The sequence below is a fragment of the Methanobrevibacter sp. V14 genome (assembly GCF_963082475.1).
Classification (GTDB): Archaea; Methanobacteriota; Methanobacteria; order Methanobacteriales; family Methanobacteriaceae; genus Methanocatella.
Genome location: NZ_CAUJAM010000006.1, coordinates 204,998 through 217,759, shown reverse-complemented (window position 1 = coordinate 217,759; position 12,762 = coordinate 204,998). Strand labels below are relative to the sequence as shown.

The following is a 12,762-nucleotide window of genomic DNA, read 5'->3' as shown; positions in this document are numbered from 1 at the left end:
AATTCATATTAAAATATTCTCGTGAACAATTTCAAGCAATATTTTAATACTACTATTAATACTGATTATTTTTGTAAAATAATCATTATTAGTTACAAGTAATAATCATATAAAGATTACTATAATTAAAAACACTTATAATTTATTTAAATTGATTTTTTAAGTTTATTCATTGTTAATATTTATTTTTAGATGATTTTTGAGTTTATTTTTACCAAATGACTTTAAATTTTAAATATCTGATTGAAAGTATTATTTTTAAATTTTTTTTATAATGGTCAAATGGATATTGAAATATTTAATTGGGGCGCTTTTTTTGAATTTTAATTTAATAGGAGGGCAATGAATTGTTTTTTTCAAGATTGTAATTCATTTATTACATGATTCAACTCAAATAAAAAAGAATAATATTTTTTGAAAATGTATTAATTATTACATATTTAATTTATATTAAATAATATTTTTTTTATAAATTTTTATCAAATATAATAATATTAGTAATGATAAATTATATAGTTGATATAAAAATAACTTTTGTTTAAAAAATAAAAGGTAAATTATAATTTTTATATTAAAATGTTAGTTTTAGGATAAAATTAATTTGTTGATTATCTTTTTAATGATTATGTAGAAATTGAGTATTTCATTATATTGTTTAAAAAAATAAAAAGTAAATTATAATATTATATCACGTAGGCAAAGTTTGATAATAAAATCGATTTACTAATTATTTTTTAATACTGATGTAGAAATTGATTATTTTGTTATAATAATCAAATAATAGTTAATAGTAATAAGCCTATAAATGTTTCTTATTTTAATTATTGTTTAAATTTATCAGTTTTTCTTTTATCATATTATTTACGCTTTTTAAGGTATATGGTAATTGATTTTTTCTTAATTTATTAATTCAAGTTCAAAATGTGCTTATACTCATTTAAATATTATTTTTAACAATATTTTATTTTTGAGTATTTGAGGTTATTCATTATTAAATTTAAAATAATGAGTTTAAATAAGGCATATCTCTGTTAAGTTTCATTTCCTTTTATTTTAACAGTTAATTTTTCTTTTTTTATTTATGTTCGTGTTTTTATTAATTTTTCAAAAAGTAATAATTATTAATAAATTAATAATATTAAATTATTATTTTTTTTAAAAAAAGTATTATTAAAAATCATATAGCTTTTTTTATTTTAAGTGTTCTGTTAATATTAACATTTTAATTAACCTGAAGTTAAAAATTACGGGATCATGTGGAAGTTAAGCAAAAATTACAAAACCAACTAAATTTTCAGTGGAGGCGTATGATTTTTAGAACGAATTAACAAAAAAAGAGACTGAACCAACGAATATCAAATTAAAATTTATTTTGATTTAAGAAAGATTTAAGTAATCTGATAATATAACTATTATGTGGTTGTTAATATGAACAATAAAATAATATTTTGTTTTATTATTCTTTTAGCATTATTTTCAACAATTTCGCTAACTTCTGCAAATGAAAATGTCACTTGTGATAATTTATCTGCAATTGAAGATGACATGCCAATACCTTTAGGCATTAACGATACTTGTAATGTGAATAAATCATCAACAGACATTTCCGCAGATAATAAAACTTCATACACTGATTATAGTGATGAATTTAAAGTCACATTAACTTCAAATGGAAGTAGTTTGGCTAATAAATCAATTGTTGTTAATCTAAATAATGTTGTCTATAATAAAACAACAGATTCATATGGACAGATAGTTATAAATTTCAAACTTACAACTGGAATTTATAATGTGAGTTATTCCTTTGAAGGTGATGAAAATTATACTTCATCAAATGGCACGGCTACAATAACAGTTTATCCGGAGTTGGTTACTTATCTTGATGTTGTAGACAAGGATATTAATTATCGCCAGGGATTGAAATCCATATTCCAGCTTAAATTAGTCGATGTTTATGGAAACCCGGTTTACTCTAAAAATATCACTATTAAAGTGGGAGGTAAAGCTTACACTGCCAAAACAGATTCTAAGGGCATTGCAACATTTAGTTTAAGTCTAAAAAAAGGAACCTATGTGATTCAATGCTGTTCTTGCGGAAATGGAATTTATTTGAATGCATCAGGCACTTTTAAGATATTTGTCAAATCAAAATTATCTAAAGGACATGGATATTGGGTAGATAAATGGAGCATGAAAAAAGTCAAGCTTAAAAAACTTGCTAAACTTGGAACAAAGCACATTTTCTTACTTCACACAGTATTTTCAAAATATGGTAAGGGTACCGTTTTGAAATGGATTAAGAAAGCCCATAAATATGGAATGAAAGTTCACATATGGATGGCGGTATTTTATAAAAACGGAAAATTCATACACCCTGTAAGCAAAAAAGGTGTTTATAATTACAAATTCATGAATACAATGATTAAAAAGGCAAAATACTATGCTGGTTTGAAGGGCGTTGACGGAATACAATTTGATTATATAAGGTTTGGCGGAAATGCTTATAAATATAAGAATGCAGTTAATGCTGTTAATTATTTTATAAAAAAAGCCAGTGTTTCTGTTCGAAGCATAAACTCAGAATGTGTCATGTCTGCAGCAGTCATGCCTGAACCGTCTTGTATGAAGCATTATTATGCTCAGGATGTTCCTACAATGTCCAAGTATCTGGATGTTGTTGTCCCTATGGTTTATAAGGGAAATTACCATGCAGGTTCGAAATGGATTAAAAAAACAACTAAAAAGTTTGTAAAACAATCTAATGGGGCTAAAATTTGGTCAGGTATCTTAACTTATAAATCCGATTCCAATATCAAAAAATTATCCTATAAAGCACTATTTAAAGATGCAAAAAATGCAATGAATGGTGGCGCATCTGGTGTCGTGTTATTTAGATGGGGATTAACTAAGTTCATAAACTTTAAAAAACTATAGAGTTTTTTTAACTCTTTTTCTTATTTTTAATTTTCTTCAATTGGTTTATAAACCGGTCATCATAGTTTTTAGCAATATCTTCGTATTTGTTCCAGATTCCAATAGCTGTTTCGGGAACTACATCAAGCTTATTTTCTGTAAATTTAGTATATGTGTGCATCATCTCTCTTGAATCAGATATGATAACTTTAACAAATGGGATGTCTGCTTTTTGAATAGGTATGTCTTTTTCTCTAAATAATGAAATAATGTCAAATTCTTCATTGTTAATGTAGCAAGTTGGTGAAGCTAGGATGTTTATTTTCAAATTGGACCTTTTACGAAGTGCTTTTACTAATGCTTCCCCTTCACCTTCAAATAAAAACCCAATTCTCATGTTAATTGATTTTTTAGCTCTTTTAATGATTTCCAACTCTTGAGCGATAATTTTATCAACTCCATAAATCCTCCAAATTGGGGCTTGGACTTGATTCATGCCGTTTTCATAAATATTGGTTAGTCTACTTATTCCGTCATCAATTTCACTGTTAAGTCTTTCTTTTTCATGTGTTAAAACTTCAACAGGGGATTTAACATTGTATGTCAGTGGACGTCCGCTTTCTATTTCAATAAAATCTTTTTCAGCCAGTCTTTTTAAAACGCCATATATTTTTGATCGTGGTATTTCTGCTTTTTCAACTATTTCAACTGCATTTGCTGAAATTAATAATGTTAATGCCAGGTATGCCTGTGATTCATACATTGTTAATCCGATTTTGTTAAGTAGATTTATATTTTCGTCCATGTTTATGAATTGTCTCATGTAATATATAAATTGTTACTTTTCACCATTGAGAAGTGACAAAATCTTTATATATACTTTAGGTTAAATTTATAATTATAAATATTTAGGAGATATTATTATGGCAGATAATGGCTTAGATATGTTTTGTTATCAATGTTCCCAAACCGCTCATGGTACTGGATGTACTATCAGTGGAGTTTGTGGTAAAAAACCTACCGTAGCAAGATTACAGGATAACTTAATCTTTACTATGAAAGGAATCAGTGCATACAACTACAATGCAAATGTTTTAGGTAAATACAATCCTGAAATTGATGCATTTTTAACTAAAGGTTTGTATACTACTTTAACTAATGTTAACTTTGATACTGAGGATTTGGTGGCATTAGCTTTAGAAGCAGGTAAAATCAGTGTTGATGTAATGAGATTACTCAAAGACGCTCACATTGATGCTTACGGCGAACCAAGACCTGTAGAGGTAAAAGTTGGAGCACAAGAAGGGCCGGCTATTATTGTAACCGGTCACGACTTAAAAGCATTGGAAGAATTATTAAAACAAGTAGAAGGAACTGATATTAAGGTTTACACTCACTCTGAAATGTTGCCGGCTCACGGATATCCTGGATTAAACAAATATAAAAATTTAGCAGGACAATTAGGTGGGGCATGGCATGATCAAAGAACAACCTTTAAAAAATACAATGCAGCTATTGTTGGAACCAGTAATTGTGTTTTGCCAGCACTTGATGCATACAAGGAAAGAATGTTCACTATGGATGTAGCGAAACTTGAAGGAGTTAAAACCATAGAAGATTATGATTTCTCAGAAGTAATTGAATGTGCAAGATCTTTAGGAGGATTGGAGCCTGAAGAATTAACTGCAGTTACAACCGGTTGGAGTGCAGGAGCTATTGTTGAACATGCTGATACTATTAAAAGATTAGTGGAAGAAGGTAAAATTAGAAGATTCTTTGTAGTAGGTGGCTGTGACAAAGCAGCAAAACACAATGACTACTACAGAGACTTTGTGCAAAACTTACCTGAAGACACTGTTATTTTAACTTTAGCTTGCGGTAAATTCAAATTCAACGACTTGGATTTAGGCGACATTGAAGGAATTCCAAGATTATTGGATGTTGGTCAATGTAATGATACTATCGTAGCAGTAGATGTTGCACTTGCTTTATGTGATTTATTTGACATGGAATTAAATGAACTGCCATTGACAATTGTTCTCAGTTGGATGGAACAAAAAGCAGTAGCAGTTCTCTGGGCATTACTTTACTTAGGTAAAACTGACATGTGGCTTGGGCCTGTGCTTCCTGCATGGTGTAACGATGATATCATAAATGTTTTGGTTGAAAACTATAATTTGACTCCTACTTCTGGCAATGCTTTAGTCGACATTAAAAGAATTTTAGGAGAATAATTATGGAAAATTTAAAATCAAAAGCATTGGATATTGAAAATTTAGTGCAGTATGAAAAAGACAGTGTAGTAAGCCGGGAAGTAATTAAAAAAGAGCTTGGAACAGTAACATTCTTCGCCTTTGATAAGGGTCAAGGATTATCTGAACACTCAGCTCCTTTTGATGCGATGGTTCAAATTATTGATGGTGAAGCTGAAATAACAATCTCCGGTGAAAAGCACACTGTTAAAAAGGGTGAAATTATTATCATGCCTGCAAATGAACCGCATGCACTTCAGGCTGAAAATACTCCCTACAAAATGATTTTGACCATGATCAAAAGTGATTAAATTCATTATTTGTTGTTAGATATGGTGGGCGATTAATCGCCCATTTTTTTTATTAAAGGTGATAATATGGCATGGAGATGCAAAGTTTGCGATTATGTATTTGAAGGCGATGAACTGCCTGATGATTATGTTTGCCCTTTATGTGGGTTAGGTCCTGAATATTTTGAAGAAATTAAGGACTAATTTTTTTTATTTTTATTGCACCACCAGATAATTATCCAGTCGGCCTTATCTTTAATGGTATAGTATTTTTCAGATTCCTCATCATATGTTAAAATTCTTTTTAAATAATCCTTTAACAATTCTTTCTCACTATCCGAGTATAAATCAAGTCTAAATTTGCCATTGTCCATTGCTTCTTCAATACTTGAATATTTACGGTAATTCTGCAAGTCAAATCTTTCAATATTTGCATAAATTCCCATATTGAACAGTATATTGAAGAAATAATTATAGTCTGGAAAATCCTCAGTTTTAATGCCTAATTCTTCATCGAAGTCTTTTTCGATTTTTTTATTTTCAGGTCCAAAAATAGTTATGAAAACATATTTCTTGGCTATTCTATTCAATTCACATAATACATCTTCAATTGGAATAATGCCATTTAGAGATCTTGAACAGACAACAACATCAACATCCCCAATTTCATCATAGCTAATCTCTTCAATCGGTTTTAATATAGTTTCTATATTTGAAGCATCTTCATCTCTAGCTCTTTTTTCCAAATATTCCAACATTTTCGGGGATGAATCAATTCCAATTACTTTTTTAACTTTTTTAGCTATGGGTATTGTAACAGATCCTTCACCACAACCTACATCTAAGACCGTATCGTTTTCATCAAGGATTAATCTATCAAATAGTGCATTATAATAGTCTTCCTTTTTTGTTCTTTTAAAAAATCCTGGAGCCGCTTTGTCCCAGTCTTTATCTACTTTTTTTGATAGCTTTTCAGCCCAAAATTTTGTCCAGTCAACATCATTCGGATTTTCTATGCATTGTTTCATATTATTGTCCTCCCTTCTAAAACATCAATATAATTGTCATAGTTTTCTTTTAATAATTCTGGAATGTCCAGTTCATATGGGCAGTTATCAACACATTCATAGCATTCTATACAACCCATGGTTTTTTTCATAATTTCTTGAGTTTTCTCATCCATATTAGGGTCTGTTGGAAATCGCCTAATCCAAAGTGACATTCTAGCACATAAACTGATGTTAATGTCTTCAGGACAGGGCATACAATATCCGCAACCTCTACAAAAGTTGTCACCTAATTCTTTTTTGTCATTTTCAATAATTTTTTTAGTTTCATCATCTAAAAGTAAATCGTTCGGATATGATATGAACTCTTCAAGTTCACTTAGGTGCTGAATTCCCCATATGGGCAATACATTATCAAATTGATTAATGTATGCATAACTTGCTTTGGATTGTTTCAAAAGCCCACCGCCCATTGCTTTCATGGCAATAAAACCGACATCTAATTGCCTGCATTTTTCAACAAGCTGCAATTCTTCAGCCCCACTTAAATATGAAAAGGGATATTGTAAGGTTTCATAAAGTCCACTATCAAGTGCTTCATGGGCAATCGTAATTTTATGGGTAGTTATGCTGATATGATTAATTTTGCCTTCTTGTTTGGCTTCTATCATGGCTTTGTATAAATCATCTTCTTCTTTTGGACAAAATGAAATATTGTGGAACTGATAAAGATCGAGATAATCTGTTTTCAATTCTTTAAGGGATGTTTCTAAATCTCTCCAAAATTCTCAACACTTTCCGTTCCGGTTTTTGATGCAATATAAATATTTTTACGCACATCTTCAAAAGCACATCCAAGTTTGGATTCGCTATCGGTATAAAAACGTGCAGTATCATAAAAATCAATGCCATTGTCATATGCGGTTTTCAATATTTCAATAGACTCGGCATAATTTCTTCTCTGGATAGGCAGTGCTCCAAATCCATTTTTATTAACTTCCAAATTAGTTTTTCCAAGCTTCATTTATTTCATACCCATATTATTCTTAATGTTTATATATCTTCAATTAAATAAATAATATTACTTATTTTTATAATGGAATTATTGAATTGTGATGATTAAATGAATGATTTAGAAAAGATTATCTATAAACATGCTTTGCTTAATGCAGCTAAACATAAAGGATCTGCAAATCCTGGAGCTGTAATGGGTTCAATCATGTCAAACGAACCTGAACTTAGGAGCAAGGCTAAAGAAATTGGTCCGATGTCCGGTAAAATTGTAGCACAGGTAAATGCACTTTCACCAGAAGAGCAGGCTAGTGAAATGGAAAAATACGGGGTTGAAGTTCAAGAGAAAAAACCTAAAGTAAAAGAAACAGGACTTCAAGAACTCCCTGGAGCTCATGAAAACATTGTATTGAGATTTGCTCCAAACCCAAGTGGACCGCTTCATATTGGACACTCAAGAGCAGCAGTGCCAAATGCAGAATATGTCAAAAGATATAGTGGCAAATTGATTTTAAGGATTGAAGATACTGACCCAAAAAGGGTATTCGAACCTGCTTATGAAATGATTCCTGAAGATTTAAAATGGTTGGGGGTCAATCCGGATGAAATAATTTATCAATCTGATAGATTTGAAATTTATTATGATTATGCTCGCCAATTAATTGAAAAGGGTGCAGCTTATATGTGTACTTGTGACGGTGCAGCATTTAAAGAATTAAAGGACAATTGCAAATCCTGCCCATGCCGCGACAATGATGTAGGCGAAAACCTTGAATTATGGGATAAATTCGACGAAATGGAAACTGGTGAAGCGGTACTTAGAGTTAAAACAGACATTAATCATAAAAATCCAGCTATTCGCGATTGGGTTGCAATGAGGTTAGTTGATGAAGTTCACCCAAGATTAGGTACAGAATATAGAATTTATCCCATGATGAACTTCTCAGTTGCTGTTGATGACCATTTAATGGGAATGACTCATGTGCTTAGAGGAAAAGACCATTTAACAAACAGTGAAAAACAAAAATACTTATATGACCATATGGGTTGGGACTTGCCGGAGTTCATCCATTATGGAAGACTGAAAATGGAAGATATTGCACTCAGCACTTCAAAAGCTAAGGAAGGTATTGAAAACGGCACTTACTCTGGATGGGACGATCCAAGACTTGGTACTTTAAGAGCTATTGAAAGAAGAGGAATTCAAGCTAAAACCATTTATGATTTAATCATTGAAATTGGTGTTAAAATGGCCGACTCTGCAATTAGCTGGAAGAAGATTTACGGTTTAAATCGCAGTCTTTTAGAACCGATAGCTAATAGATATTTCTTCTGTGAAAATCCGCAGCTAATCGAAATTGACGGTTACAGTGACGGCAAAGTTGTTATTGAAAGACCTTTGCATGCTGATCATATGGACAGGGGGAATCGTCATTTGCCATTTGACGGAAAAGCATATCTTGCACAAGGAGATATTGCTGAGGGAATATTTAGATTAATGGATGCGGTTAATGTAAACATCAATGGTGATGAGATAACCTATCATTCAACTTCATTTGAAGATACAAGAGAAGTCAAAGCCAGAATTATCCAATGGGTTCCAGTGGAAAACAATGTTAATGTTAAAATTGTTATGGATGATGCATCTCTTAAAACAGGTTTAGGTGAAGGTGCACTTAAAGATTTGAAAGTTGGAGACATTGTTCAGTTTGAAAGAGTGGGATTTGCAAGGCTTGATGAAATTGCAGGTGATGAATTAATATTTTATTATGCTCATAAATAGGTGATTTAAGTGACAGTGTTTACAAATGGATTTTCAACACTTCAAATACCTGAAGATTTTGAACCGGTTCCCGGAAAGAATGAATTTACTGAGTTATACTTGGTAAATACTAAAATTCCAATGTCAATTAAGTTTTCAACAACACCGACTCTTGCGGGACTTCCAGAGATTAGGGCGGACATTGAAAAAAATGCCGCCATCAACGATAAGATAGAGTTAATTAATTCAGATTTCATAGCAATAAATGATGATATTTATTATATGGTCGTTTCTTCATTTTCAGATGGTGAAAATGAACTAAGGCGTAATGAATTTTTATATGTAAAAGATGATAATCTCTATTTTTTCGAATTCACTTATCCTTATGCTGATAGGGAATTGGATGATTTCTATTTAAACATTATACGTTCTTTAAAAATAAGCGGGCCAAAATATATTGTTGAAAATGGGGAATATAAAATAAACAATAAGGAATAAAAAAAAGATATTCTCAATATATCTTTTTAATATCACTTGGTTTAATCATAATATTTTTACGTCTGTACTTAACTGAGATATCATCACCGTTTATTGCATAAACTTGGCTTGAATAGGTTTCACCAGCATGGTTGAAGATGATTTCATCACCTTTTTTAAGCACGACTTCATCATTATTTAATTTAACTTTAATGTTGTCTCTTGCAGGTTTGCTTTTGATTTCAGGTATTTTTTGTTTTGCTACTTCTGGTTCTGGTGAGTTTTTAGCCATATTAAATACACGTTTAGTATTTTCCTGCCTTAATCTTTGATCGTGGTATTCTTCATAGCTTGCATCAAAGTCAACATGGGTTTCATTAATAATTGGAGCATATTCATCATACTCATATTCATTAACGGTTCTGATGAATTCGTCCTGCGGTATTTCATCTTGTTTTGGAGGCAATTCCTCTGTTTCACTAGATAATTTGCCTTTGACATTTTGTAAAATTGAAGAGTCTTTAACCTCTTGGAAAATTGTTGATTCCTTAATTTTATTTGTAAATTTATCTAAATCTTTTCTGTAATCTAAATCCATGCCTTCTTCTTTTTCATCTTCTTTAAATAAATCAACATCATCAATAGAAGCTCCAAGTTCATAATCTTTGGTTTTAACTTTGTTTGGTGTTTTCAGGGCAGGTTCAGAGATTTTAGGAGCGTTTTGATTTAATAATGAACCAGTAATGTTGTTTTCTTCAGAAACACTTTCAACTTCTTCTTTTTTGCTGTCTCTGGAAGCGGTATTTATTGCCTCATCAATATCTTTTTGGGATGCAACAGATGGAATTTCGCTTTCTTTTTTATCCTCGTCAATGATGTGTTCAATTGATGTTTCTTTATTCTCCTCTTCAGCAATTACTTCTTCGATTAGTGGTTCTTGAGTTTTATTTTTAATGCTCTGTTTAATTTCATCTAATTCAGTGTCATCTTCAATTTTGCCGATTTTTTGTGATTCTTTTTCTCTTTCACTATCTTTCCTTTTAGATTCCTTGATTAATTCATCGATTGTGAATAAGTCTTTTAATTCGCCGGTGTCTTTATTATTTTGAGTCATAATATCCATCTGGTTTTGTTTAATTGGTTCTTGAAATTTTTCAACATTATCATCGTAATTAATAAGTACTTGATTTTCAGATTGGTACTCATAATTTGTTAGGTCAGTATTTTCAACTTCCGGAACAATAGGAGCATCATTTGGTTCATCATCATTTCTAAATAAGTTAGGGTTGTTGTCATTTTGAGATAAACTACTGTGTGTGCTTGGATAATCGTCATTTGTATTTAATTTTTCTTTACCAAAGTTTAATGCATTGTTTATGCTTTCTGTACTTGGCAGTATTGATCCTTCTTCGTGTTCTAATTCATCGCCTCGGTAATGTAGTTTAACACTTATTATGGCTATTGCAGCGATTATTGCAATAGTTATCCAAATTAAAATAGTTATCATATTCATTTTTTTCAACCCTTATTTAGTCTGTATATAATTATGTTATATAGATAATTTAAATATTTTCATATATAATTTCTTTTGAATATGACATTACTATTTTTCAAAATAAAATCTTAAACAACTTAGATTTTAATATAACTTTTTTTAAATAATTATTTTTTTCGATATAATTGTTTGGTCTAATTTCTGTTCAAATAATTATTTTCTGATTTAATGTTTAGTTAAAAGGTAATTTTAAATAATCATTCATTTTATATATTTCAAAAATCTAATATAGATTAGATTGATATTAATGAGGATTGATCATGGTTGTTAAAATTAATGAGAACTATCTCAAATTAAAAAGCAGCTATCTTTTTGTTGAGGTAGCTAGAAGAGAACAAGAATTTGTAAAGAATAATCCTGATGCTGATATAATTAAAATGGGTATTGGGGACGTTACAAAACCATTGGTGCCTGCTGTAATTGATGCATTCAGAAAAGCGGTTGATGAAATGGAGGATGGTGAAACATTCAGAGGATATGGTCCGGAACAGGGTTATGAATTTTTAGCTGAAGCTATTGTAGAGGATTATAAAAAATACGGCGTTTTGCTGGATACTTCAGAAGTATTCATTAGCGATGGGGCAAAATGCGACACTGGAAACATTCAAGAAATCTTTGGAACTGATAATAAAATCGCTGTAACCGATCCGGTATATACAGTTTATGTTGATACTAATGTGATGGCTGGAAGAACTGGGGAAATGGCTGATGATGGAATGTATGAAGGTTTAACTTATCTTAAATGTAATGCGGAAAATGATTTTATTCCAGAATTGCCCGATGAAAGCGTTGATATAATTTATTTATGCTATCCAAACAACCCAACAGGTACAACATTGACAAAAGATCAATTAAAGGTTTTCGTTGATTATGCAAAAGAAAACAAATCATTAATCTTATTTGACGCAGCTTATGAAGCATTTATAAATGAAGATAACGTTCCTCACAGTATTTTCGAAATTGAAGGTGCAAAGGAAGTAGCTATTGAATTTAAAAGCTTTTCAAAAACCGCCGGATTTACCGGAACCCGTTGCGCATACACGGTTGTTCCAAAACAACTAAAAGGTTATGCTGCAGATGGTGAAGAGGTAGAAATCAATCCTTTATGGAATAGAAGGCAAACCACTAAATTTAATGGCGCATCCTATCCTGTTCAAAGAGCGGCTGAAGCAACATATTCTGGAGAAGGCCAAAAACAAATCAGGGAAGTAATTGACTATTATATGGAAAACGCTAAAATTATCCGTGAAAGTTTAACTGATATTGGGTTGGAAGTTTACGGAGGCATTAGCTCACCTTATATTTGGGTGAAAACTCCAAAAAACATGGATTCATGGGATTTCTTTGATATTTTATTAAATGATGCAAATGTTGTTGGAACTCCAGGTTCCGGATTCGGTCCAAGCGGGGAAGGCTATTTGAGGCTTACTGCATTCAATACATTAGAAAATACAAAAGAAGCAATGGACAGAATTTCAAAATTAGAATTTTAGGT

Annotated in this window: 10 protein-coding genes and 1 pseudogene; 7 read left to right on the top strand and 4 right to left on the bottom strand. The window is 31.0% G+C overall.

Annotated features, from left to right (window positions below):
* Nucleotides 1-1,428: 1,428 nt before the first annotated feature.
* Nucleotides 1,429-2,934, top strand: coding sequence for a putative glycoside hydrolase (locus Q9968_RS03030; protein ID WP_305513340.1), 1,506 nt, complete (start codon nt 1,429-1,431; stop codon nt 2,932-2,934).
* A gap of 7 nt (nt 2,935-2,941) precedes the next feature.
* Here the strand turns inward: Q9968_RS03030 and Q9968_RS03025 are convergent, their stop codons facing one another.
* The gene (locus Q9968_RS03025) at nt 2,942-3,718 is read right to left on the bottom strand and encodes a TrmB family transcriptional regulator (RefSeq protein WP_305513338.1); all 777 of its coding nucleotides are present in this window, start codon (nt 3,716-3,718) and stop codon (nt 2,942-2,944) included.
* Between the two features lie 118 nt (nt 3,719-3,836).
* Here Q9968_RS03025 and hcp point away from each other — a divergent pair, with 118 nt between their 5' ends.
* The 3 genes from hcp to Q9968_RS03010 all read left to right on the top strand — a co-directional run bounded on the left by hcp (nt 3,837) and on the right by Q9968_RS03010 (nt 5,659).
* Nucleotides 3,837-5,147 (top strand): hydroxylamine reductase, encoded by a 1,311-nt coding sequence (gene hcp, locus Q9968_RS03020; protein WP_305513336.1) that lies wholly within the window; start codon nt 3,837-3,839, stop codon nt 5,145-5,147.
* Nucleotides 5,147-5,476: a cupin domain-containing protein gene (locus Q9968_RS03015; protein ID WP_305513694.1), complete on the top strand. Its 330-nt coding sequence runs from the start codon at nt 5,147-5,149 to the stop codon at nt 5,474-5,476. Before hcp ends, Q9968_RS03015 begins: the two co-directional genes overlap by 1 nt.
* A 66-nt stretch (nt 5,477-5,542) precedes the next feature.
* Nucleotides 5,543-5,659: a rubredoxin-like domain-containing protein gene (locus Q9968_RS03010; protein WP_305513331.1), complete on the top strand. Its 117-nt coding sequence runs from the start codon at nt 5,543-5,545 to the stop codon at nt 5,657-5,659.
* Here Q9968_RS03010 and Q9968_RS03005 read toward each other — a convergent pair.
* Entirely contained in the window at nt 5,656-6,483 is an 828-nt protein-coding gene (locus tag Q9968_RS03005; RefSeq protein ID WP_305513329.1) for a class I SAM-dependent methyltransferase, read from the bottom strand. The two genes, Q9968_RS03010 and Q9968_RS03005, sit on opposite strands and share 4 nt — an antisense overlap.
* Nucleotides 6,480-7,486: pseudogene (locus Q9968_RS03000) on the bottom strand (aldo/keto reductase). Before Q9968_RS03000 ends, Q9968_RS03005 begins: the two are co-directional and overlap by 4 nt.
* A gap of 99 nt (nt 7,487-7,585) precedes the next feature.
* On the opposite strand from Q9968_RS03000, the gene Q9968_RS02990 reads away from it, so the two are divergent.
* Nucleotides 7,586-9,256, top strand: coding sequence for a glutamate--tRNA ligase (locus tag Q9968_RS02990; RefSeq protein WP_305513324.1), 1,671 nt, complete (start codon nt 7,586-7,588; stop codon nt 9,254-9,256).
* Nucleotides 9,257-9,265: 9 nt separating this feature from the next.
* The gene (locus Q9968_RS02985) at nt 9,266-9,733 is read left to right on the top strand and encodes a hypothetical protein (RefSeq protein ID WP_305513323.1); all 468 of its coding nucleotides are present in this window, start codon (nt 9,266-9,268) and stop codon (nt 9,731-9,733) included.
* A 13-nt stretch (nt 9,734-9,746) separates the two neighbouring features.
* On the opposite strand, the gene Q9968_RS02980 is transcribed toward Q9968_RS02985, so the two are convergent.
* Complete coding sequence (locus Q9968_RS02980; protein ID WP_305513321.1) at nt 9,747-11,225, bottom strand: ATPase; 1,479 nt, start codon at nt 11,223-11,225, stop codon at nt 9,747-9,749.
* Between the two features lie 302 nt (nt 11,226-11,527).
* On the opposite strand from Q9968_RS02980, the gene Q9968_RS02975 reads away from it, so the two are divergent.
* The gene (locus Q9968_RS02975) at nt 11,528-12,760 is read left to right on the top strand and encodes an LL-diaminopimelate aminotransferase (protein WP_305513319.1); all 1,233 of its coding nucleotides are present in this window, start codon (nt 11,528-11,530) and stop codon (nt 12,758-12,760) included.
* The last annotated feature ends 2 nt before the right edge of the window (nt 12,761-12,762 follow it).